The sequence below is a fragment of the Microbacterium suwonense genome (assembly GCF_030296555.1).
Classification (GTDB): domain Bacteria; phylum Actinomycetota; class Actinomycetes; order Actinomycetales; family Microbacteriaceae; genus Microbacterium; species Microbacterium suwonense.
In genome coordinates this window covers 575,546-596,556 of the sequence record NZ_AP027728.1, presented here as the reverse complement: position 1 = coordinate 596,556, position 21,011 = coordinate 575,546, and the positions used below count along the sequence as shown (strand labels likewise).

24 protein-coding genes, 1 tRNA gene, 1 pseudogene and 1 other annotated feature are annotated in these 21,011 nt (G+C 66.8%); of the genes and pseudogenes, 12 read left to right on the top strand and 14 right to left on the bottom strand.

Features of this window, described 5'->3' with window-relative positions; all coding sequences use genetic code 11:
* Positions 1–40: 40 nt before the first annotated feature.
* The 9 genes from QUE33_RS02995 (at position 41) to QUE33_RS15995 (ending at position 8,051) form a co-directional block, all read left to right on the top strand.
* Positions 41–1,012, top strand: coding sequence for a carbohydrate ABC transporter permease (locus tag QUE33_RS02995; RefSeq protein ID WP_434019623.1), 972 nt, complete (start codon positions 41–43; stop codon positions 1,010–1,012).
* Positions 1,009–1,887: a carbohydrate ABC transporter permease gene (locus tag QUE33_RS02990; RefSeq protein WP_286301845.1), complete on the top strand. Its 879-nt coding sequence runs from the start codon at positions 1,009–1,011 to the stop codon at positions 1,885–1,887. The genes QUE33_RS02995 and QUE33_RS02990 overlap by 4 nt, the downstream gene beginning before the upstream one ends.
* An 88-nt stretch (positions 1,888–1,975) precedes the next feature.
* Complete coding sequence (locus QUE33_RS02985; RefSeq protein WP_286301843.1) at positions 1,976–3,868, top strand: glycoside hydrolase family 2 protein; 1,893 nt, start codon at positions 1,976–1,978, stop codon at positions 3,866–3,868.
* Positions 3,869–3,888: 20 nt separating this feature from the next.
* The gene (locus QUE33_RS02980) at positions 3,889–4,410 is read left to right on the top strand and encodes a glycoside hydrolase family 2 protein (protein ID WP_286301842.1); all 522 of its coding nucleotides are present in this window, start codon (positions 3,889–3,891) and stop codon (positions 4,408–4,410) included.
* Positions 4,407–5,417, top strand: a complete 1,011-nt coding sequence (locus QUE33_RS02975; RefSeq protein ID WP_350226500.1) for a glycoside hydrolase family 113 — start codon at positions 4,407–4,409, stop codon at positions 5,415–5,417. The genes QUE33_RS02980 and QUE33_RS02975 overlap by 4 nt, the downstream gene beginning before the upstream one ends.
* Positions 5,359–6,276: an N-acetylglucosamine kinase gene (locus QUE33_RS02970; protein ID WP_286301840.1), complete on the top strand. Its 918-nt coding sequence runs from the start codon at positions 5,359–5,361 to the stop codon at positions 6,274–6,276. Before QUE33_RS02975 ends, QUE33_RS02970 begins: the two co-directional genes overlap by 59 nt.
* Positions 6,269–6,538 (top strand): hypothetical protein, encoded by a 270-nt coding sequence (locus QUE33_RS02965; protein ID WP_286301838.1) that lies wholly within the window; start codon positions 6,269–6,271, stop codon positions 6,536–6,538. The genes QUE33_RS02970 and QUE33_RS02965 overlap by 8 nt, the downstream gene beginning before the upstream one ends.
* Complete coding sequence (locus QUE33_RS02960) at positions 6,511–7,821, top strand: ABC transporter ATP-binding protein (RefSeq protein WP_286301836.1); 1,311 nt, start codon at positions 6,511–6,513, stop codon at positions 7,819–7,821. Before QUE33_RS02965 ends, QUE33_RS02960 begins: the two co-directional genes overlap by 28 nt.
* Positions 7,785–8,051, top strand: coding sequence for a P-loop NTPase family protein (locus QUE33_RS15995; RefSeq protein ID WP_350226547.1), 267 nt, complete (start codon positions 7,785–7,787; stop codon positions 8,049–8,051). The genes QUE33_RS02960 and QUE33_RS15995 overlap by 37 nt, the downstream gene beginning before the upstream one ends.
* Here the strand turns inward: QUE33_RS15995 and QUE33_RS02955 are convergent.
* Positions 8,027–8,362, bottom strand: coding sequence for a glycerate kinase (locus tag QUE33_RS02955; protein WP_286301834.1), 336 nt, complete (start codon positions 8,360–8,362; stop codon positions 8,027–8,029). The two genes, QUE33_RS15995 and QUE33_RS02955, sit on opposite strands and share 25 nt — an antisense overlap.
* A 716-nt stretch (positions 8,363–9,078) precedes the next feature.
* On the opposite strand from QUE33_RS02955, the pseudogene QUE33_RS02950 reads away from it, so the two are divergent.
* Positions 9,079–10,109 (top strand): annotated as a pseudogene (locus tag QUE33_RS02950) (IS3 family transposase); the annotation flags it as partial.
* Positions 9,378–9,512 (top strand) — a sequence feature (AL1L pseudoknot). (Overlaps the previous pseudogene by 135 nt.)
* A gap of 311 nt (positions 10,110–10,420) precedes the next feature.
* A complete protein-coding gene (locus QUE33_RS02945; RefSeq protein WP_286303019.1) occupies positions 10,421–11,416 on the top strand; it encodes a transposase in 996 nt (331 codons plus the stop codon).
* Between the two features lie 112 nt (positions 11,417–11,528).
* Here the strand turns inward: QUE33_RS02945 and QUE33_RS15990 are convergent, their stop codons facing one another.
* The 4 genes from QUE33_RS15990 to QUE33_RS02930 all read right to left on the bottom strand — a co-directional run bounded on the left by QUE33_RS15990 (position 11,529) and on the right by QUE33_RS02930 (position 13,872).
* Entirely contained in the window at positions 11,529–11,720 is a 192-nt protein-coding gene (locus QUE33_RS15990) for a helix-turn-helix domain-containing protein (protein ID WP_350226499.1), read from the bottom strand.
* Positions 11,721–11,987: 267 nt separating this feature from the next.
* On the bottom strand, positions 11,988–13,277 hold the full coding sequence (locus QUE33_RS02940; RefSeq protein WP_286301833.1) for a tyrosine-type recombinase/integrase: 1,290 nt from the start codon (positions 13,275–13,277) through the stop codon (positions 11,988–11,990).
* The gene (locus QUE33_RS02935; RefSeq protein WP_286301832.1) at positions 13,274–13,684 is read right to left on the bottom strand and encodes a hypothetical protein; all 411 of its coding nucleotides are present in this window, start codon (positions 13,682–13,684) and stop codon (positions 13,274–13,276) included. Before QUE33_RS02935 ends, QUE33_RS02940 begins: the two co-directional genes overlap by 4 nt.
* 115 nt (positions 13,685–13,799) lie before the next feature.
* Positions 13,800–13,872, bottom strand: a tRNA-Ala gene (locus tag QUE33_RS02930).
* Positions 13,873–14,167: 295 nt separating this feature from the next.
* Between QUE33_RS02930 and QUE33_RS02925 the strand changes: the two genes are divergently transcribed.
* Positions 14,168–14,371 carry a hypothetical protein gene (locus QUE33_RS02925; RefSeq protein WP_286301831.1) on the top strand — a complete coding sequence of 68 codons (204 nt, stop codon included), beginning with the start codon at positions 14,168–14,170 and terminating at the stop codon, positions 14,369–14,371.
* Here the strand turns inward: QUE33_RS02925 and rsfS are convergent.
* The 9 genes from rsfS to rplU all read right to left on the bottom strand — a co-directional run bounded on the left by rsfS (position 14,346) and on the right by rplU (position 20,977).
* Positions 14,346–14,723: a ribosome silencing factor gene (gene rsfS, locus QUE33_RS02920; RefSeq protein WP_286301828.1), complete on the bottom strand. Its 378-nt coding sequence runs from the start codon at positions 14,721–14,723 to the stop codon at positions 14,346–14,348. The genes QUE33_RS02925 and rsfS overlap by 26 nt on opposite strands.
* The gene (locus QUE33_RS02915) at positions 14,723–15,811 is read right to left on the bottom strand and encodes a hypothetical protein (protein ID WP_286301827.1); all 1,089 of its coding nucleotides are present in this window, start codon (positions 15,809–15,811) and stop codon (positions 14,723–14,725) included. Before QUE33_RS02915 ends, rsfS begins: the two co-directional genes overlap by 1 nt.
* Positions 15,808–16,410, bottom strand: coding sequence for a nicotinate-nucleotide adenylyltransferase (gene nadD / locus QUE33_RS02910; protein ID WP_286301825.1), 603 nt, complete (start codon positions 16,408–16,410; stop codon positions 15,808–15,810). Before nadD ends, QUE33_RS02915 begins: the two co-directional genes overlap by 4 nt.
* A 6-nt stretch (positions 16,411–16,416) precedes the next feature.
* Positions 16,417–16,629: a hypothetical protein gene (locus QUE33_RS02905; protein ID WP_286301822.1), complete on the bottom strand. Its 213-nt coding sequence runs from the start codon at positions 16,627–16,629 to the stop codon at positions 16,417–16,419.
* Positions 16,630–16,678: 49 nt separating this feature from the next.
* On the bottom strand, positions 16,679–17,956 hold the full coding sequence (locus tag QUE33_RS02900; protein ID WP_286301820.1) for a glutamate-5-semialdehyde dehydrogenase: 1,278 nt from the start codon (positions 17,954–17,956) through the stop codon (positions 16,679–16,681).
* 52 nt (positions 17,957–18,008) lie between these two features.
* Positions 18,009–18,797: a glutamate 5-kinase gene (gene proB / locus QUE33_RS02895; protein WP_286301819.1), complete on the bottom strand. Its 789-nt coding sequence runs from the start codon at positions 18,795–18,797 to the stop codon at positions 18,009–18,011.
* Positions 18,794–20,293 carry a GTPase ObgE gene (gene obgE / locus QUE33_RS02890; protein ID WP_286301818.1) on the bottom strand — a complete coding sequence of 500 codons (1,500 nt, stop codon included), beginning with the start codon at positions 20,291–20,293 and terminating at the stop codon, positions 18,794–18,796. The genes proB and obgE overlap by 4 nt, the downstream gene beginning before the upstream one ends.
* A 99-nt stretch (positions 20,294–20,392) precedes the next feature.
* Positions 20,393–20,650, bottom strand: coding sequence for a 50S ribosomal protein L27 (rpmA, locus tag QUE33_RS02885; RefSeq protein ID WP_286301816.1), 258 nt, complete (start codon positions 20,648–20,650; stop codon positions 20,393–20,395).
* 18 nt (positions 20,651–20,668) lie between these two features.
* Positions 20,669–20,977, bottom strand: a complete 309-nt coding sequence (gene rplU / locus QUE33_RS02880) for a 50S ribosomal protein L21 (protein ID WP_286301815.1) — start codon at positions 20,975–20,977, stop codon at positions 20,669–20,671.
* Positions 20,978–21,011 lie beyond the last annotated feature (34 nt).

Below are 21,011 nucleotides of genomic sequence, written 5' to 3'. Positions count from 1 at the left end.
CCGGCCCAGAATCAGCCAAGGAGTATGAAATGACCACCCCCTGACCGACGCGCCGCTGGCTCAGGCCTCCCCTGCGGTCCCTTCGACGTCGGGCCGGCGCCGCCCTCGTCGCGTCCTCGGCGCCGGGTCCGGCGCTCCCGCAAGCCGCGGCCTTCTTCGCAGGTCGACCCCGTACCTCTTCCTCCTCGCCGCAGTCGGCCTCCTGCTCCTGCTCACCTACCTGCCCGCCGCCAACATGATCTGGTACAGCTTCCATGAGTGGCGCGGCATCGGCCCGGTCGATGACTTCGTGGGCGCCGACAACTACGTGCAGGTGTTCACCAACCCGCAGATCTTCGGCGTCTTCTTCGTCAGCATCTACTACTTCGCCGGAGCATTCGTGCAGATGGCGATCGCCCTCTACTTCGCGGCGCTGCTCTCCACGCGCACGTGGTTCTCGAACTTCTTCCGCGGCGTGCTGTTCTTCCCCTACCTCATCAACGGGGTGGCGATCGGGTTCGTCTTCCTCTACCTGTTCCAGCCAGGAGGAACACTCGACACGGTCCTGGGCTGGTTCGGAGTGGCTGAGACCCCGCTGTGGCTGGGCGACCCCGACATCGCCAACTACTCCTTGGCCGCGACGAGCGTATGGCGTTACACCGGGCTCAACTTCGTGCTCTTCCTCGGAGCGATCCAGTCGATCCCGAGCGAACTCTACGAGGCGGCAGAGATCGACGGCGCCAGCAAGTGGCAGCAGTTCTGGGCGCTCACCTTCCCCGGGATCCGCCGCATCATCGGGCTCAGCTTCATCCTCGCGATCTCGGGCAGCCTATCCGTCTTCGAGATCCCGTTCATCATGACCGGCGGCGCCAACGGCACCTCCACCTTCGTGATTCAGACGCTGCAGACCGCCTTCACATTCCGGCAGGTGGGACTCGCATCCGCCATGGCGGTGGTGCTGCTGGTGATCGTGCTCGTTGTCACCTGGGTCCAGCGCAAAGTCTTCCCCGACGAGAAGGTCGACCTGACATGACCACCACTGCACATCGCGGCACTCCGGGGCGCGCCAAGACCGATGCTCGCATCCGCCTCGGCCGCGCTGCCGCCGGCACCACGAAGTACGGCTCCCTCCTTCTCGGCGTGGTCGTCGCCGTCATCCCGCTGAGCGTGCTCTTCATCGCCAGCTTCAAGTCCTCGGTGGAGTTCGGCCAGTCCGGCCCCTTCGATCTGCCGGCGAGCTGGTTCAACTTCGACAACTACATCGAGGCGTTCGAGAAGGGCGGGATGGTCGAAGGGTTCATCAACACGTCCATCATCCTCGTCATCTCGTTGGCGGGGACGATCCTCATCGGAACGATGGCGGCCTATGCGATCGACCGCTTCCAGTTCCGTGGTCGCACCCTCGTCGTCGGCCTGTTCCTGGTGGCCACCCTCGTCCCGGGAGTGACCAGTCAGGTCGCGACGTTCCAGATCATCAACGGATTGGGCCTCTATAACTCGATGGCGGCGCTGATCCTGCTGTTCCTCGGCACCGACATCATCTCGATCTACATCTTCATCCAGTTCATGCAGTCGATCCCGACGTCACTCGACGAGGCGGCGATGATCGATGGGGCGAACCGCTGGACCATCTACTGGCGGATCATCCTGCCGCTGCTGCGGCCTGCCATCGCCACCGTCGTGATCATCAAGGGCATCGCGATCTACAACGAGTTCTACCTCCCGTTCCTCTACTGGCCGTCGGAGGGCACGATCTCCACCTCGCTGTTCCGATTCAAGGGACCGTTCGGGGCTCACTGGGAGATCATCGCCGCCGGCACCATCCTCGTCATCATCCCCACCCTCGTCGCGTTCGTTCTCCTGCAGCGGTTCATCTACCGCGGAATGACCTCTGGAGCAGTCAAGTGATCTCCCTCGCCCTCCACGACGGCTGGACTTTCCACGCCGCCGCAGGCCCCGTCCCCCGCACCTCGCCGGCATCCAGGTCGAGGCGACGGTGCCGGGCACCGTGCACGTCGATCTGCTCGCACAGGGACTGATCCCCGACCCCTACCGCGGCGAGAACGAAGCTCTCGTCGCCTGGATCGGCCGGGTCGACTGGACGTACCGCACCCGCTTCGCCTGGTCGCCCGACGGCGAGCAGCGCCACGACCTCGTCTTCGAGGGGATCGACACCGTCGCGGAGATCGTGCTCAACGGAACGGTGCTGGGTACCGTTGCGAACCAGCATCGGTCGTACCGATTCGACGTCGGTCAGGCCCTCCGCGATGGCGATAACAGCCTGGAGGTCCGCTTTCGCGCGCCCGTGCCGTATGCCAATGCGCAGAGCCTCGCGCTCGGGGCACGCCCCCGACCGTACCCGCTGCCGTACGAGGCCATCCGCAAGTCGGCGTGCAACTTCGGCTGGGACTGGGGCGTAGCGACCTTCACCTCGGGATTGTGGAAAGGCGTGAGGCTCGAGTCCTGGTCGACAGCTCGGCTCCACGAGGTGCGGGTCACGGCGACCCCCGATGCACACGGTCCCGGCGGTGCGGTGCACGTCGAGGGACTCATCGAACGCGCCCCCGGATGCGACACCTCCGAACTGCTCGTCCGACTCTCCATGGGCGAGCCTGAGGTGGACGCCGACGATGCGTCCATGGCTGTCGCCGCAGTCGATGGCGACCGTCTCGGCGTCCACCTCGATCTCGGACGGGTCGAGCGGTGGTGGCCGGTCGGCTATGGCGCGCAGCCCCGCTACGACCTGGTCGTGGCGCTGGACGACGCTGCCGGCAACCTGGACCGCACGACACGCCGCGTCGGCTTCCGCGACGTGTACTGGGACGTCGAGCCGGACGACGCGGGCACGCCGTTCACTCTGGTCGTTAATGGTCAGCCCGTCTATGTGAAGGGTGTCAACTGGATACCCGACGACGCGCTCCCCGTGCGAGTCGACCGCGCCCGACTGGAGCGCAGACTCCACCAAGCGCTCGACGCCAACCTCAATCTGATCCGAGTGTGGGGTGGCGGCCTCTACGAGTCCGACGACTTCTACGACCTCTGCGACGAGCTCGGGCTCCTGGTGTGGCAGGACTTCCTGTTCGCGTGCGCGGCATATCCGGAAGAGGAGCCGCTGCGGTCGGAGGTGGAGGCAGAGGCGCGCGAGAACGTGACCCGACTTGCGTCACACCCGTCGCTCGTGCTGCTCACCGGCAACAACGAGAACCTGTGGGGCTTCGAGGACTGGGTATGGAAGGAGCGCCTCGACGGCAAGACGTGGGGCGCGTTCTACTACTACGACCTCCTCCCCCGTGTGGTCGCAGAGCTCGCCCCGCACGTCCCGTACTCGCCGGGAAGCCCGTTCTCCCCCGGCGGAGGCTGGGAAGGTCCGTTCACGACCGGCGCCGACGGCGGGCACCAGACGGGCCACCACCCCAATGCCGAAGAGCACGGGACGATGCACCTGTGGGAGCAGTGGAACCGACAGGACTACCTGACCTATCGCGATCACCGACCCCGCTTCGTCGCAGAGTTCGGCTGGCAGGCGCCCCCAACATGGACCACGCTCACCCGCTGGCTCGACGATGACCCGCTCACCCCGGAGTCGCCCGGGATGATCGTCCATCAGAAGGCGATGGAGGGCAATGTGAAGCTCACCACCGGCCTCGTCTCGCACTTCCGTGTACCGGAGGACATGGAGACCTGGCACTGGGCGATGCAGCTGAACCAGGCCCACGCCGTGCGCTTCGCGCTCGAATGGTTCCGCGCGCTCGCACCGCGCAACAGCGGTGCGGTGGTGTGGCAGCTCAACGACTGCTGGCCGGTCACCTCGTGGGCCGCGATCGACGGCGACGAGCGCGTCAAGCCGCTCTTCCACGCTCTGGCCGCGGCTTTCGCCCCCGCGTGGTGACTGTGCAGCCACTCGGCCCCGTGGGCGAGCCGACTGCCGCGATCGGGAACGACACCGACGATGAGTGGGTGGGCGTGCTTCGGGCGCGTCGCGTGCGGTTCGACGGCACCGAACTGCAGCGCAGCGAGATCCCGTTCACGGTCCCGGCGCGCAGCACGACGCGGATCGTCCTGCCGTCCACGCTCGTCGATGTCGGCGACGCCGGGTCGGAGGTGCTCGTAGCGGATGCCGATGACGCCCGCGCGACGTGGTACTTCGCCGAGCCGCGGGACAGCGCGCTGCCCGCGCAGGATCTCGAGGTGGTATCGCAGCCGGCACCGGGAGGGACCGAGGTGACCGTCACTGCGCGGGCCTTCGCACGCGACGTGACGCTCCTCGTCGACAAGGTGTCACCCGACGCCCAGGCCGACAGTGCGCTGCACACCCTCCTCCCCGGCGAGAGCGTGGTGATCCGCGTGCGCCACGACGGTGCATCGCTCGGTGCCGACGACCTCCGCGACCCCCGCGTGCTGCGCACTGCGAACCAGCTGGTGTCGGCATGAGCGCCCTCGACGAGCCGATCTGCGGCATGACGTGGGGCTGGGTCGGCGTGCGAGGCACGTGGGCGACACCGGCCGCCGCGGCGTCCCTGCGCGCCATGGCCGACCACGCCGTCACCTGGACCGCGATCGCTTTTGCCGCTGAGCAGGAACGCACCTTCTCCACGACGATCGACCGCGACCTGCAGCCCACCGTGACCGACGACGAGATCGTGTGGGCGATCCGTGAGGCCCACGCGCTCGGCATGAAGGTGTGTCTGAAACCGGTCGTGAACGTCCACGACGGCACGTGGCGCGCGCACATCGGCTTCTTCGACTGGGACGTGCCGCGGGAGCCCAGCTGGAGCGACTGGTTCGCCTCGTACTCCGCGTTCATTCTCGACGCCGCGCGCGTGGCGGAGGCCGAGGGTTGCGCGATGTTGTGCGTCGGGTGCGAGATGGTGCGCGCAGACGGACAGGAGGCGCACTGGCGCCGTCTGATCTCCGCCGTGCGCGAGGTGTACTCGGGTCTCATCACATACAACTGCGACAAGTATCAGGAAGACCACGTGTCGTGGTGGGATGCCGTCGATGTGATCTCGTCGAGCGGCTACTACCCGATCGACGAGTGGGAGACGCAGCTCGACCGCATCGAGCCGGTGATCGCCGCCGCGGGCAAGCCCTTCTTCTTCATGGAGGCCGGATGCCCGTCGCGGACCGGCTCGGCGCAGCTGCCCAACGACTGGGCCCTGCCGGGGAGCCCTTCCGGTCAGGAGCAGCTCGACTACTACCGCGTCATGTTCGATGCCGTCGCCGCGCGGCCGTGGGTGGGCGGCCTCATGCTCTGGGACTGGCCCGCCGAGCTGTACTCCTCGACGAGGCGCCGGGGAACGATGACTACTGTCCATACGGCAAGCCGGCGGGGCAGTGGCTGCGCGAGCGCTACCGGGCGATGTCGACGGCGGGAAGCCGATGACCGCGGTCCTGGCCGTCGACGCCGGCCAGACCAGCATGAAGGTCCGGGTGAGTGAGGGCGACGCGGTCTTCGAGGAGAACCTGCCGGGCATCCGCACGAGCGAGCCGTTGCTGCCTCAGCTGGCCGATGTCGCGCGCGCGGCTCTCACTCTGTCGGGTATCCGCGCCGAGGTGCTCAGCGCGGGAGTGTCCGGCCTCACCGAGAAAGAAGCGGATGCCGGCGCGCTCGTCCGGCTGCTCGATGACACCTCGTTGCACCGTGTGCTGCTCGCGCACGACTCCACGACGGCATTCCTCGGAGCCCTCGGCGATTCCCGCGGCGCCGTCGTGGCCAGCGGCACGGGCGTGGTGACCCTCGCGGTGGGTCGGCACGATGTCGCGCGCGTCGACGGGTGGGGGCACACGATGGGCGATGCCGGGAGCGGATTCTGGATCGGACGCGAGGTGCTCACTGCGGTGATGCGGGCCTATGACGGTCGTGGACCCGCGACGTCGATGACGACGGCTGTCGAGGACGTCTGGCCCGCGCTTCCCGACGCGTACATCTCGCTGCAGGCGGAACGTGACTGGGTGCGCCGCGTGGCGTCGTTCTCTCGCCTCGCCGGCCAGCACGCCGAGGCCGGTGACGAGGTAGCCGTCTCGATCGTCGAGCGTGCCGCCGCCGAACTGGCACGCAGCGTCGTGACGGGCCTCCGCCGCGTCGGAGCCGAGGGCGACCCCGGGGCGCGCGTGTGCACCGTCGGGGGTGTCTTCCGCTCGTCGCTGCTGAGGTCGACGTTCGCGAGCGAACTCGTCCGCTCCGGCGTGGCCGCCACCTGGGAGCCGTCGCGCGGTGAAGGCGTCGACGGTGCGCAGGCGCTCGCGTCGCTGAGCCCGCGGCATCCGTTCTCGGCACACATCGCGGTCAGTGGCTGACGACGCCATCTCGCGGGGCCAGCCGGGCACCCCGGAGGAGCAGCTGACCGTGAGCGTGCGGCGCGCTCAGCCGCTGCGGTCGCTGTTCCGCCTTCTGCGACCGCATCGCGCCGGCATGCTCGGCGCGGTGCTCGCCTTCGTTGTGAAGGACAGCCCGGTGTGGGTGCTTCCACCGGTGACCGCCGCGATCATCGACATCGTGGTGCTCGGCGGTCCGCTCGAGCGGGTGTGGCTGTGGGGGCGCTCGCGGCGACGCTCATAGCGCTGAACTACCCCTTCCAGATGGTCGTCGTGCGCCTTACGAGCACCGCCACACGCACGCTCGCCTACACCGTGCGCACGGGACTCGCCGCGCGACTGCAGCGCCTCTCGATCGGCTTCCACAATCGTCAGAGCGCGTCGGTCGTGCAGACCAAGATCGTGCGCGACGTCGAGAACATCGAGCTCATGCTCGCGCAGCTGTTCCCGACGATCATCTCCGCGCTCGCGACCCTGGTGGGCGCGATCGTGATAACTGCCCTGAACGTGCCGGCCTTCGTCGCGGTGTTCGCCGTGACGATCCCGATCGCCGCAGCCCTCATCGTCTACATCCGGCGCCGCGCTTCGGCCCGCAACGAGGCATTCCGGCACGAGGTCGAGCGCCTGTCGGCGCAGGTGTCGGAGATGGCCGCCCTGCTGCCGATCACCCGCGGGCACGGTCTCGAAGACGTCGCCATCGCGCGCGTCGCCGAACGTGCCGACTCGGTGCGGCGTGCGGGGCGCGACCTCGACGTGCTCAACGGACGCTTCGGCGCGTTGTCGTGGATCTCCTACCAGGCGCTGGGGCTGATGTGCCTGATCGGATCGGCGTCTCTGGCCATCAGCGGCGTGCTCTCCATCACGCCCGGTCAGGTCGTGCTGCTCAGCACGTACTTCGGCATGCTGACCAACTCGATCGTCATGCTGATGAACGCCGCCCCGATCCTCACGCGCGGCCTCGACGCGCTGAGATCGATCGCGGATGTCGCGGAGGAACTCGACATCGAGGACAACGCGGGCAAACACGTGGTGGAAGCCCTCCGCGGAGACATCGCGCTCGAGGGTGTCATCGTGCGGTATGACGACGGGCCTCGCGCATTGAACGGCATCGATCTCCAGATCGCGGCGGGAGAGACCGTGGCCTTCGTCGGACCCTCCGGTTCGGGGAAGTCGACCATCCTCAACACCATCCTGGGCTTCGTCCGCCCGGAGAACGGACGTGTGCTGATCGACGGAGTCGACATCGCCAAGGTGGATCTTCGCTCGATGCGACGCTTCATCTCGATCGTGCCGCAGGAAACCGTGCTCCTGGCGGGCACGATCCGCGATAACGTCGCCTACGGAGCCGTCGGGATAACGGATGTCGACGTGATTGCGGCCCTTAGCGAAGCACACGCTCTCGACCTCCTCAAGCCTCACGAGGCCGGCCTCGACGCGCTGGTCGGCGAACGAGGGTCCGGGCTGTCGGGGGCCAGCGACAACGCCTTGCCATTGCGCGCGCACTTCTCCGCGATCCGCGGATACTGATCCTCGACGAGGCGACCAGCGCCCTCGACGCCGAATCGGAGGCGCGCGTCACCGACGCACTCGACCGCGCTCGGCGGGGACGGACCACGCTGGTGGTCGCGCATCGCATGTCCACGGTGCGTCGAGCTGATCGTATCGTGGTCATCGCCGACGGCCGTGTCGAGGAATCGGGGCCACACGACGAGCTCGTCGCCCGCGGCGGACTTTACTCCCGCTTGCACTTTGCTTGACAGGTGGAGCCTGCCCGCTGCGGCTGAGCATCACCGTGAGGAGAGGCTGCTCTGCCCGCATCACGAAGCCACCGCGTGGGATCGGCGAGCGAAGCCGCGCCGCTCCCAGCAAGTACGCTGAGCGAGACGGCGGCGTTGAAGACTGATGTGTCCGCTACGCAGTCGATTCGGCCCGCGATGGGGACCGTGGGAACTCCAGCTCGCGTTGCCAGGTTCTCGACGAACGATGGCACCTTCCCCGCCGCTGACTGCCCGTCATACGCCCCCTCGCCGGTGATGACGAGGCCCGCGGTGTCAACGGCCTCTGGCATTCCGATGAGCGCTGCGATCTCTGCGGCGCCAGCTGGCGCCGGCTCGCATTTGGATCGAGGCGAGGGCGCGCAACCCGGCGGGTTGCGTACCCGGTGACACCAGTCTTGCGAGGCCACACGCCACGCTCGTCAAGCGCGCTCGTCCGCCGCCGGTGCTCAGTTTGTGGGCTTATCGGCGCGTCGCGCCGCACTTGCCAAGGGGCTTCGATATCAGTCGGGAGTAGGGCAAACTTCAGCTAACCTCCGGTTGGCGCCGCTTGCCACAATTTGCCATGAGCGATCATTTCAGCCATCCCGTTCACGGCAGGACGAGCAAATCCGCCGGCGAGCCCTTCAACACCGCGCGCGCATAGGAGCCGTGAAAGGAGAGAGTTCGGGTGGACGAATCGAGGATCCCGAGGGCGGCGCGCACGGCGAATGCGGCCCGCTCAGTAGGCGATGGCAGACCCGAGCCAGCAAGTCGTCCCCTCACGGAGCTCGTCAATCGCACCATCCATACCGTCGGCCGACTGTTGGACGAGGTCACCGATGAGTTCCCTCCAGATGACCGACGGCTTGGTAGCAGCGTGGCGTTGGGCGTCAGGCACCGTAGCGGCGAACGAGCTGACCGAATCTTCACCACCATCGGACATTGGAAGTTCAATCACTTCGCACTCGGGCAATGAAGCGCCCTGGGTCTGATGGAGACTCCTGACCTTGGAAACGAGGATGGAGTTATGCCCAAAGAACTGGCGAATGGGAAGCCGACAACGCGTCGCTACTCGAGCGAGGAGAAGGCCGCCGCAGTGCGGATGGTGAGAACGCTGCGCGCTGAGCTCGGCGTCACGCAAGGGACCGTGCAGCGCGTCGCGACGCAACTCGGCTACGGGGTCGAGTCCGTGCGGACGTGGGTGAGGCAGGCCGACGTCGATGACGGTGTCGCCCCCGGCGTGAGCAGCGCCGAGGCGCAGCGGGTGCGAGAGCTCGAGCAAGAGAATCGGGAGCTTCGCCGGGCCAACGAGGTGCTCAAGCGAGCCGCGTCTTTCTTCGGGGCGGAGCTCGACCGCCACTACCGGAAGTAGTCGCGTTCATCGACGCGAACAAAGACGACGTCGTGGACTGCCGTCGCCTCGGAGTCGAGCTCATCTGCAGACTGTTGCAGGTGGCTCCGAGCAGCTACTACGCCGCCAAGATCCGCGCCCCCTCGGCTCGTGCCCTGCGGGACGAGGAGTTGGTGCCGCAGCTGGTCGAGATCTGGGAAGCCAACTATCGCGTTTACGGGGTCCGCAAACTCTGGAAAGCCGCCCGACGTGCGGGGATCACGATCGGCCGGGACCAGACCGCCAGGTTGATGCGGATCGCGGGGATCGAAGGCGCGAGGCGGTCGAAGCGGATCAAGACGACCAGGCCGGATCCTTCGTCGGCGCGGCACCCGGACCTCGTGAAACGGGAGTTCACCGCGACCGCGCCGAATCGGCTCTGGGTCACGGATCTGACATTCGTGCCGACCTGGGCCGGCGTCGCGTATGTGTGCTTCATCGTCGACGCGTTCTCCCGCATGATCGTGGGGTGGCGGGTCGCGCCGCACATGCGCACCGAGATGGTCCTCGACGCGATCGAGATGGCCCGCTGGTCCCGCGGCGCCCATCACGAGGATCTGCGGTGTCACAGCGACGCGGGCTCTCAATTCACGTCGATTCGCTACGGTGAACGCCTCGCAGAGATCGGCGCCACGCCCTCGATCGGAACCGTCGGCGACAGCTACGACTGTGAGAGTGTCGAGTACCTCCTGGCGGCCTGACTCTTGCTGACGACTGACCTCGAAGTCTGGGTGTCCTTGCTGTTGATCTGTCGTCCGTCAGGAGGCGCATCACCTTCGTGGTGCTGGCCGGGCGGGCGTGACCTCATAGGAGCCTGATCGCAACAGTCCCATCACAGTCCCGTCCACCCGACCGGCCAGTGTCACTCACCCTGTCCTGATCTGGTTGGAGCGAGCACTATGAGCATGCAGCATGTCCCCCTCACCGTCGAGTCGTTGTCGGCGTCGACACTCACAAACACGTCCACGTCGCCGTCGCGATCGATGAGCTCGGCGCGGTCCTGGATCGCCGGTCTTTCGCGGCGGATTCCGGTGGATACGGTCAGCTGATCGACTGGGGCGAGTCGTTCGGTGGGAAGCTCACGTTCGGTATCGAAGGCACCGGTTCCTATGGCGCAGGCCTGGCCGGCGCAGTGCGCCGTCGTGGAATCGGGACGCTGGAGGTGATGAGAACGGACCGTCGCGACCGGCGGTTGCGAGGCAAGTCCGACACGATCGATGCCGAGAATGCAGCCAGGGCAGTTCTCGCGGGCCTGGCCACGGCCATCCCGAAGTCAGCTGACGGAACCGTGGAGATGATCCGTCAGATCAAGGTCGCCAAGGACATCGCCGTCAAGGCGCGAACATCCGCGATGATCAGCCTCAAGCAGGTCATCGTGAATGCCCCTGATGATCTGCGTCAGGAGCTGCAGCCGCTATCGAAGATGGCGCTCATTCACCGTTGCGCGGCGCTTCGTCCGGGCCAGGTGACCACGATCATCGCGTCGACCAAGCACACGTTGCGGTCGATCGCTCGTCGGTGGGAAGTACTGGATGCCGAGATCTCCGGGCATGAGAAGCTCCTGGCAGAGCTGACCGCGCAGATCGCTCCCGACCTCGCGAAAGCCTTTGCGGTCGGTCCTGACACCGCGGCCGAGATGCTGATCGTCGCCGGCGACAATCCGGAACGGATCCGTTCGGAGGCCGCGTTCGCCAGGCTCTGCGGTGTCGCCCCGATCCCCGCATCGTCGGGGATGACCACCCGACACCGGCTCAATCGGGGCGGTCACCGGCAAGCGAACGCCGCGCTCTACCGTGTCGTCATCGTTCGCATGCAGCACCACGAACCCACCAAGGCTTACGTCGCCCGCCGGATCACCGAAGGAAAGACGAAGTCTGAGATCATCCGGTGTCTGAAACGACTCCTCGCCCGCGAAATCTGGGCCGCGATGCGCCCCATCCGCGAATCCCGACCACCTCTCCAAATCGCGGCTTGACAGATATAGGAGCATCTGAGATTGATTCCGGCTTCTGCCAGGGCGGTCTTCACTCGGCGGGACCCTGCTTGCCCGTTGCGGATGTCGGAAGCGGCGAGATGGACGAGGTTGCTCACGCGGCGACCTCCGTCCGCGAGTCCAGCCACTCGAGCAAATCGCGCTCACGTACGCGAACCGCGGAGCCGATTCGGATGACGGGCAGACCGGCGTTGTAGATCGCGCGGTAGGTGGATTGCACCGACAAACCGAGTTGTGCGGCGGTTTCCTTGACGGTGAATGTTCGAAGGTCGGATATTTGAGGCATGGGAGCCCTCCAGACAGAGTCGTGCTGTGTCTGCGGCTCCAGGGGAGTGGGACGGTCCGAGTTCCTGCCGTACCCCTGTGATGAGACGGGATGCCTTTACAAGTACCTGATTCACGTGCTTCCCCGACGATGGCTTTCGGCTAGCTGCCGGGGGCACTTGCAGGATAGCGGTGAAAGCGCTCGATAATCCTGGGGCTTTCCCGACAATGCGGCCCCTGTACTTCATCGCCAAGATTCTGACGGGCATGTGTAAATCCGGTGTTGGGATCACACCGAACCGAATACAGCACTCAGCCGATTTGCGATCTTCTTGTCGGTCTCTTCGTAGCTGTGGGCATAGATTGACGCCGCGCGCATCGTCGTGTGGCCGAGCCGTTTCTGCACATCGGGCACCGATGCGCCGACCGAGTAGGCCAGCGACGCCCCGGTATGCCTCAGATCATGCCAGCGCAGCGCAGGGAGCCCCACTGTCTGCCGCACTCGCCGGAACATGTCTCCGAGCCAATGGCGCGTCAGAATCGCCCCTGTCGCGGTGCCGAACACCAGTGCGTCCGCATTCTGGTCGACGTGGTGCTCGAGATGAACACGGAGTTCGTCGACCACAAACGCGGGGAGCGCCACAGTCCGGCGAGACCCTGCCGTTTTCGTCGGCCCGAACGTCGCGGCATTGCCGCCGACTTCGACCACTGCCCGCTCGACGCGCACAGTCCCCTCTTCAAGGTCGATGTGTCGACGTGCCAGTGCGCGAAGCTCTCCTGATCGAAGACCCGACCATGCCGCCAAAGTTACCGCCGCCGCGTAACGCTCTGGCATAGCATCGGCGAGCATCCGCACTTGCTCCGGTGTCGCTGGCGACCGATCCTTGACCGGCGTGGCGCTTGCATTGCGGAGTCGGCAGGGATTCTTTGCGATGATGTCGTCTCGCTCTGCCGTCGCCAGGATCGTCTTCAGCGCCCTGTATGCGGCGGCGACAGCCGCGGACCCATCGCCACGGTTTGCGCGTGTCTCAGCGTCGGGCAGGGGTGACCCTGCCGCTTCCCATGCCTCGCGCACCGACCGAGGAATGCGCCCGGTAGCGGCGATCTGGACGCCGTTGGTGATTGCCCACGCTCGGGCCGGGTTCTCTTTCGACGGCTCAGGCTCGGCGTGCCGCTGTGCTGCGTCTCTGAGACACTCCGCACGCCACGCGTTCACCTTCGCCGGAGTGAGCGCAGACAGCGCGACACTGCCCAGCTTGGGGATGATGTAGCGATCCAGTGCGCCCCGGTAGAACTCGATGGTTCGCGGGGCGAGATCCGTTCTGGAGGTCAGCCAATCCTCTGCGTATCCGCCGACGGTTTCTGCGCCGAGTCGCGGATCGATCCAGGTTCCGCCGCGCAGTGACTTCTCTTGATCGGCAAGCCACGCGCGCGCGGCCGGTCGGGTGTCGAAGGTCTTCGGCGCACGGAACGTCTTCCCCTTCACGCGATAGAGCGCCCTGAAGCGCTCGCCGCGTACCTCGACAGTGCCGAACTCGGAAGGATTGCGACGGGTAAGCCCCGTCTTCCTCGCAGTCATGCCGCAACGCCGAGACCGGCACGCGCTGCACACCGGATGAACTCACCAGCATCGACCGAGAACCAGGTGCTGGACATGATGACGCTGAGCCGCTCGCCGTGCCTGTCGATGTGCATGACGCGCCCGCCGTCGAACTCCGGCACGCGAACCACTTCCTCGCCAGCCGCGATCTGTCGGAGCGACGCGAGGAAGTCGCCTACCTCGAACGCGTAGCACGTGCCCTGCTTGCCGCTGTCGACGCAGACGAAGCCGGGGACGGCCTGAACCTTGACGCTGCGAACGGTGCCGCTCACTGTCATCCGTGCCGCTGGCATCCGCTCCGGACGGATCGATTCGACCTCAAGCATTGCCGACAGGTCGGCAACCAAGGCGTCGACTGCCTCAGGGGTGATGTCGTCGTTGAACATGAGAAAGACCTCCGCGAATCCGCGAGCCCCAAGGGTGGGACTCGGTATGGTTCCGCTGGAGGTCTCAACTCATCCAGTTAGGCGAGAAATCAGCCCTGATCGGGTGATTACTCAGTGGACCTGAGGGGACTCGAACCCCTGACCCCCTGCATGCCATGCAGGTGCGCTACCAGCTGCGCCACAGGCCCATCTGCTGCCGGACCGGGGCCGCGGCAACCTGTAAAGCATACTACGGACTTTCGGGACATCGCCAATCGCGGCGGGACGCCGGGAGTGTCGTAAGGCCCCCTCCCCTTGCCCTTCTCGTGGACTCGATCTGCCCTGCGGAACCGCCCAGTGGAGCCCGTGCGAGTCGGTGGCGTGCATGACGATGCCGTCATGCACGACGGCTGGGCTAGCCGCTTCTCAGCAACACGTCAACCCGCTCGCCCACACCCGGTCAGGCGGATACCGTCCAGGCATCCGATGCGAGAGGAACGAGCCATGTCCAACCCGACTCCCAACTATCTTCCCGAGGACCCCGATGCCGAGGCATCGACCGATCCCGCGACCCGGGAGGTGAACGGAGAGCGGGTACTCGACCCCGATGCCGATCCCGATCTGATCGACAGCGCCGAAGCCGACCGGCTCGCCACGGGCGGCGATGACGACGGGGACGGGGCTACTCGCCCGCCACACGCTCCGTGAGTTCGATCGGAACCACCGGGCAGTCTTTCCAGAGCCTCTCCAGACCGTAGAAGACGCGCTCCGCGGCGTGGAAGACGTGCACGATCAGGTCGCCGAAGTCCAGCAGCACCCAGCGCGATTCGGCGCGGCCTTCCCTGCGCACCCGCTTGTGGCCGGCCTCGAGCAGCTTGTCCTCGATCTCATCGGCGATGGCTGCGACGTTGCGCTCGCTGTTTCCTGTGACGAGCAGGAAGATGTCGACCAGCGGCAGCGGGCCGGAGACGTTCAGGGCGATCAGATCCTCGCCGCCCTTCGAGTCCGCCGCGTCTGCAGCGATCTGAAGCATCTCGGTCGCGTTCTCGGGGGACTGCATCAGCCGAAGACTCCTGTGGTGAAGGCGATGACGAGCGTGGTGGCCAGCACGATGGCCAGGCCGCCGGCGACGACCGCCAGGGTGAGCATGAGTTTGTTGCCCTTATCGGGTGCGGGTGGGCGGATGACCTCGCCCGCGGGCCGTGATGTGCTGATCGCAGAGCTCGCGGCGATCGGCGTGGGCGACGACGACGGGGCGAGCTCGCCGTCGAGAAGCACAGAATCGATCTCCCTGCCATCGGCCGCTCCGCGCGCGTGCCCCTGCGAGCCGAGCCCGTCCGGCAGCGCATAGGTGCCGGTGACCAGCATCTCACCTGTCGATGCGATCGGGCCCGACAGCGAGCCGGCTCCGGGCGACGGCGTGAAGATCAGTGCGGTGGAGGCGCCATGCTGCGATGTCGAGGTGTCTCCCTCGAGCAGCTCGTCGAACAGCGCGCTCGATGACGGACTCTTGTGATCGGTTCTGATGCCGAGTCCGAACGCTGCACCGACCATCGGGCGCTCGCCCGTCTCGGTCTCGGCATCCGGGGTGAGCGACTCCGTCGCCTCGAAACGCGGGGCGGATGCTGGTTTCGGGTCGAACTCAGGAACACCGGAGACCAGCTCCTCGGCGGCCGCAGGCTCCGCGGAACCGCCTTCGACGGGAGCGTCTTCGACGGTGTCCTCTTCGCCCGTCCCGTCTTCGACCGCGTCATCTCCAACGGAGACCTCTTCCACGGGAGGGTCTTCGACGTGAGCCTGTTCCACGGGAGCATCTTCGACGTGAACTTCTTCCACGGGAGCAGGCTCCGCGGCGCGAGGTTCAGCAGCGCCTGCGGCGGATCCTCCAGCGGACGCCTCTTCGCGCGCCTTCTCCAGGGCGCGCATCTGTCGACGAGTGAGCGGCGCACCGGCAGACGGCTCCTCGACAGCCGAGGCGGGCGCGATCTGCACCGGTTCAGCGGCGCGCGGCAGCACCGTGGTCGGCTGCTGCACGGATGCCGCGGCCGCCTCCTCCTCGGTGATGACCGGCGTTGAACCGGTCAGACGGATCTCACGCAGCTGCTTGCGCGTGAGCTGTGTGTGACCGTTCTCTTCGGATGTGCTCATGCCTTGCTCCGATACAGATGATGCTTTGCGATGTACTGGACGACGCCGTCCGGCACCAGATACCAGACGGGCTGCCCGTCGGAGACCCGCTCGCGACATGCGGTCGACGAGATACTCAGCGCCGGAACCTCCAGCTGGCTCACATTCGCCGTGGGCAGTCCGTCGGTGCTGAGCACATGGCCGGGTCGGGAGACCGCGACGAAATGGGCGAGATCCCACAGTTCATCATGGTCCCTCCAACTGAGAATCTGCGCCACGGCATCCGCACCCGTGATGAAGAACAGCTCTGCGTCGGGACGCTCGCGCTTCAGGTCGCGCAGCGTGTCGATCGTGTAGGTCGGCCCGTCGCGGTCGATGTCGACTCGGCTCGTCGTGAAATCGGGGTTGGACGCCGTGGCGATCACGGTCATCAGATAGCGGTGCTCACTGGGCGAGACGTGCTGCTTCTGCCACGGCTCACCGGTGGGAACGAACACCACCTCGTCCAGGCCGAAGGAGTGCGCCACTTCACTCGCCGCCACCAGGTGACCGTGATGAATGGGGTCGAAAGTACCGCCCATCACGCCGACACGTGGTGCTCGAGCTGTGGATTCCCGCATGAACGCCTAGTGGCCGTGGCCGTCCTCGCCGTGCTTCTCGGCGAAGGCCTCGGCCTTTGCGGCGTGACGGTTGGCGACGTTGCGGTACGACAGGGTCACAAGACCCATCAGCGCGAAGATCCCGACCGCGATCAGGCCGTAGATCACGGTCTCCGCTGCCACATTGCCGTGGTGTTCGGTCTCGGCGGCGGCCATCGCGATCTGAGCGACGAGGTTCATGCTGGCTCCGTTTCTGGGCGATCGGGCGAACGCTTCACCATTCTAGTCCTCAACCGCGGGTCTGACCGGCACCCCTGGCCAGCCATTTGGTGCTGGTCAGCTCGGAAACACCCATCGGCCCGCGGGTGTGCAGCTTCTGCGTGGAGATGCCCACTTCGGCTCCGAAGCCGAACTCCGCTCCATCGGTGAACCGGGTCGACGCGTTCGCCATGACGACCGCCGAATCGACCTCGGCCAGAAAGCGCTCGGCATTGCGTGAGTCGTTCGTGATGATCGATTCGGTGTGGCCAGTGCTGTACCTGCGGATGTGCGCGAGCGCGTCATCCAGGGTGTCGACCACCTTCATCGAGATGTCCAGGCTGAGGTGCTCGGTCGCCCAATCCTCGTCTGTGGCGGGGATGACGTTCGAGACCAGCCCGGCGACGACATCGTCTCCGTGGATCGCCACGCCCTCGCTCTGCAACGCATTGGCCACCACGGGAACCAGCAGCGGTGCGGCCTGCCGCAGTACCAGCACTGTCTCGACGGCATTGCAGACGCTGGGTCGCTGCACCTTCGCGTTCACCACGATGTCGCGCGCCCACTCCACCGGGGCGGATTCGTCCAGCACGATGTGCACGACGCCGGCCCCGGTTTCGATCACCGGCACGGTGGATTCTGTCACCACGGTCTCGATCAGTGCGGCACTGCCACGGGGAACGAGCACGTCGATGAAGCCGCGCCCCTGCATCAGCGCTCTGGCGCCCTCGCGCCCGAAGTCATCGACGGTCTGAATGGCCTCGGGGTCGACCCCCACGCCGCCCAGCGCCCCGCGCATGACCTCGACCAGAATGGTGTTCGACTCGCGTGCCGCGCTGCCGCCGCGCAGCACCACCGCATTGCCCGCGCGCAGCGCGAGCGCGGCGATGTCGACGGTGACGTTCGGACGGGCCTCGTAGATGGCGCCGACCACACCGAAGGGCACGCGCACCTGCTCGAGGGCGACGCCGTTCGGCATCCGGTGTCCTCCCAGCACCTGCCCGATGGGGTCGGGCAGGGCAGCGACGTCGCGCACAGCGGATGCCAGAGCTGCGACGCGCTTGTCGTCCAGGCGCAGCCGGTCGATGAGCGCATCTCCGATCCCCGCCTCGCGTCCCCGTGCGATGTCGACGCGGTTCGCGGCGACGATGTCCGCGGCGTTCGATTCGATGGCACCGGCGATGGCCTCCAGGGCACGCTCCTTCTCGCCGCTGTTGAGGCGGGCGATCGACCTCGAGGCCTCCTTCGCGCGGGCCAGCCGATGCTGCGCGGTCTCTGCTGCGGGGTCGACGACGGTGGTGGTGCTCATGCCGTCAGTGTATCGGCGCCCCGCCCCTCGGGATGCGTGTGACCTGCTGTGATCAGCCAGTGGCCGACGGCTCGAACCAGGTTCCGATCGGGGCACCTTCGAGTGCCCTGCCCACCAGGTCGGCGCTGGTGACCAGCACACCGATGCCGGAGCCGGCGGCCATCCGCGCAGCGGACACCTTCGTCGCCGCTCCCCCGGTGCCCACGCTGTTGACCACGGCCGCGCCGAACTCCAGGCCGGCCAGATCGGCATCGGCCTGGACCACATCGATGGGCTCGGCATCCGGGTCGGTCGGGGGCTTGGTGTACAGCGAGTCCACATCGCTGAGCAGCACCAGCGCATCGGCGTGCAGCAGCTGGGCGACCAGAGCCGCCAGCCGGTCGTTGTCGCCGAAGCGGATCTCCTGGGTGGCGACCGTGTCGTTCTCGTTCACGATGGGCAGCACACCGAGCGCCAGCATCCGATCCATCGCACGACGCGCGTTGCTGCGTGACGTGGGGTTCTCCAGATCACCTGTGGTCAGCAGCACCTGCCCTGCCACGATGCGGAAGGGACGCAGTGCCTCCTGATAGCGGAACACCAGCAGGTTCTGACCGACCGCCGCGGTCGCCTGCTGGGTCGCGAGATCGGTGGGCCGCGACTCGAGGTCGAGCACGGGGATGCCGGTGGCGATCGCCCCGGAGGAGACCAGGATCACCTCGGTGCCGCGGCGGTGCGCCGCCGACAGCGCCTGCACGATCATCGGTATGCGCCAGGACGCCTCACCGCTGATCGAGGACGATCCGACCTTGACGACGATGCGCGCAGCCGACGCCAGCTCCGCGCGGGTTAATGCGCTCATTCCTCGCCCTCGCGCGAGGCAAGACGCTGCTCCTCCAGCTCGGCACGGGCCGCCGCTTTGGCATCCATCCGGGCGTAGTACTTCTCGCGTCGCTCGCTCGTGGTGCGACGGCTGCTTCCGCCGATGCGGATATCGGTGCCGCGCGGGGAGCCCATCAGCTCGGCCGTGGATGCGATTGCGGGTTCCCAGTCGAACACGACGCCGTCGGCACCGTCGCCGATGACGACGGTGGAGCCCGCGACCGCGCCGGCCTTGAGCAGCGCGTCCTCGATGCCGAGCTTCTCCAGGCGGTCGCCCAGGTATCCGACGGCCTCCTCGTTCTGGAAGTCGGTCTGCTGCACCCAGCGAACCGGCTTGTCGCCGAGCACCCGGTAGACGTTGCCGTAGGTTCCGCCCTCGACCCGGATCGTGAAGTCCTTGCGCGCACCGGGAGGTCGGATCACGATGCGCTCCGGCGGCGTCTCGACCACGGTCGCCGCGCGATGCGCGTCGACCAGCTCGGCCAGAGCGAAGCTGAGCTGACGAAGGCCCTCGCGGGAGACCGTCGAGATCTCGAACACCCGGAAGCCGCGCGCCTCGATGTCGGCACGTACCAGCTCGGCCAGGTCACGTGCCTCGGGCACGTCGATCTTGTTCAGCGCGACCAGCTGAGGACGCTCCAGCAGCGGGATCTGGCCCTCTGGAACCTCATACGCCGCGAGTTCGGCGAGGATCACATCGAGATCCGAGAGCGGGTCGCGTCCGGACTCGAGAGTGGCGCAGTCCAGCACGTGCAGCAGCGCGCTGCAGCGCTCGACGTGACGCAGGAACTCCAGTCCGAGGCCCTTGCCCTCGCTGGCGCCCTCGATGAGGCCCGGCACATCCGCGACGGTGTAGCGGCTGTCACCGGCCTGCACGACGCCGAGGTTCGGATGCAGCGTGGTGAAAGGATAATCGGCGATCTTCGGCCGCGCGGCCGACATCGCGGCGATGAGGCTCGACTTGCCTGCAGAGGGATAGCCGACCAGCGCGACATCGGCGACGGTCTTCAGCTCTAGGACGACGGATCCCTCGTCGCCGGGCGTGCCCAGCAGCGCGAAGCCCGGTGCCTTGCGCTTCGGGGAGGCCAGCGCAGCATTGCCGAGTCCGCCTCGGCCACCCTCGGCGACGACATAGCGCTCCCCCGGCGTGACCATGTCGTGCAGCACCTCGCCGTCCACCGACTTCACGACCGTACCCAGCGGAACAGGCAGCTCGAGGGTCTCACCGGCATAGCCGGAGCGGTGGTCGCCCATGCCGAACCCGCCGTTGCCGCTGCTGCGGTGCGGAGAGTGGTGGTAGGACAGCAGCGTGGTCACCTGCGCGTCGCCGACCAGCACGATGTCGCCGCCGTCGCCGCCGTTGCCGCCGTCGGGCCCGCCGAGCGGCTTGAACTTCTCCCGGCGCACCGAGACGCAGCCGTTGCCGCCCTTGCCCGCACGAAGGTGCAGCGTGACGGTGTCGACGAAGGTGACCATGTCGTGTTCCTCCTCAGTGGGGCGGGAGCGTGCGGATGTGCCTGATACGCAGGAACGGGGCGAGCCGAAGCCCACCCCGTTCCAAAGAGTCTGCTGTGCTTACTGCGCTGCAGCGACGATGTTGACGACCTTGCGGCCGCCCTTCGTGCCGAACTCGACCGCACCCGCCTCGAGGGCGAACAGCGTGTCATCGCCGCCACGGCCGACGCCGGTGCCGGGGTGGAAGTGCGTGCCGCGCTGGCGGACGAGGATCTCGCCTGCGTTGACGGCCTGGCCGCCGAAGCGCTTGACGCCGAGTCGCTGTGCGTTGGAGTCGCGACCGTTGCGGGTCGAGCTCGCGCCCTTCTTATGTGCCATGTCCTGAGCCTTCCGTGCTTACTTGATGCCGGTGATCTTGACGCGCGTGAGGTCCTGACGGTGGCCCTGGCGCTTCTTGTAGCCGGTCTTGTTCTTGTACTTCTGGATGACGATCTTCGGACCGCGCAGGTTGCCGATGACCTCAGCCGTGACCTTGACCTTCGCCAGCTTGTCCGCGTCGGTGGTCACCGTGGTGCCGTCGACGAGAAGCACGGCAGGCAGCTCGATCTTCTCACCCTGGGAAGCCTGAACACGGTCGAGCTGAACGATCGTTCCGACCTCGACCTTCTCCTGCCGGCCACCGGCGCGCACTACTGCGTAAACCACTTCATACCTGTTTCGTTGGGGAGCGGACTGCTCC

What these genes read in the sequence shown, in the direction of transcription:
- QUE33_RS02990 (WP_286301845.1), top strand. Translation starts at nt 1,009, where the DNA reads ATGACCACCACTGCACATCGCGGCACTCCGGGGCGCGCCAAGACCGAT.
- QUE33_RS02975 (WP_350226500.1), top strand. Translation starts at nt 4,407, where the DNA reads ATGAGCGCCCTCGACGAGCCGATCTGCGGCATGACGTGGGGCTGGGTC.
- QUE33_RS02970 (WP_286301840.1), top strand. Translation starts at nt 5,359, where the DNA reads ATGACCGCGGTCCTGGCCGTCGACGCCGGCCAGACCAGCATGAAGGTC.
- QUE33_RS02955 (WP_286301834.1), bottom strand. Translation starts at nt 8,362, where the DNA reads ATGCCAGAGGCCGTTGACACCGCGGGCCTCGTCATCACCGGCGAGGGG.
- QUE33_RS15990 (WP_350226499.1), bottom strand. Translation starts at nt 11,720, where the DNA reads ATGCCTCAAATATCCGACCTTCGAACATTCACCGTCAAGGAAACCGCC.
- QUE33_RS02940 (WP_286301833.1), bottom strand. Translation starts at nt 13,277, where the DNA reads ATGACTGCGAGGAAGACGGGGCTTACCCGTCGCAATCCTTCCGAGTTC.
- QUE33_RS02935 (WP_286301832.1), bottom strand. Translation starts at nt 13,684, where the DNA reads ATGTTCAACGACGACATCACCCCTGAGGCAGTCGACGCCTTGGTTGCC.
- QUE33_RS02925 (WP_286301831.1), top strand. Translation starts at nt 14,168, where the DNA reads ATGTCCAACCCGACTCCCAACTATCTTCCCGAGGACCCCGATGCCGAG.
- rsfS (WP_286301828.1), bottom strand. Translation starts at nt 14,723, where the DNA reads ATGCAGTCCCCCGAGAACGCGACCGAGATGCTTCAGATCGCTGCAGAC.
- QUE33_RS02915 (WP_286301827.1), bottom strand. Translation starts at nt 15,811, where the DNA reads ATGAGCACATCCGAAGAGAACGGTCACACACAGCTCACGCGCAAGCAG.
- nadD (WP_286301825.1), bottom strand. Translation starts at nt 16,410, where the DNA reads ATGCGGGAATCCACAGCTCGAGCACCACGTGTCGGCGTGATGGGCGGT.
- QUE33_RS02905 (WP_286301822.1), bottom strand. Translation starts at nt 16,629, where the DNA reads ATGAACCTCGTCGCTCAGATCGCGATGGCCGCCGCCGAGACCGAACAC.
- QUE33_RS02900 (WP_286301820.1), bottom strand. Translation starts at nt 17,956, where the DNA reads ATGAGCACCACCACCGTCGTCGACCCCGCAGCAGAGACCGCGCAGCAT.
- proB (WP_286301819.1), bottom strand. Translation starts at nt 18,797, where the DNA reads ATGAGCGCATTAACCCGCGCGGAGCTGGCGTCGGCTGCGCGCATCGTC.
- obgE (WP_286301818.1), bottom strand. Translation starts at nt 20,293, where the DNA reads ATGGTCACCTTCGTCGACACCGTCACGCTGCACCTTCGTGCGGGCAAG.
- rpmA (WP_286301816.1), bottom strand. Translation starts at nt 20,650, where the DNA reads ATGGCACATAAGAAGGGCGCGAGCTCGACCCGCAACGGTCGCGACTCC.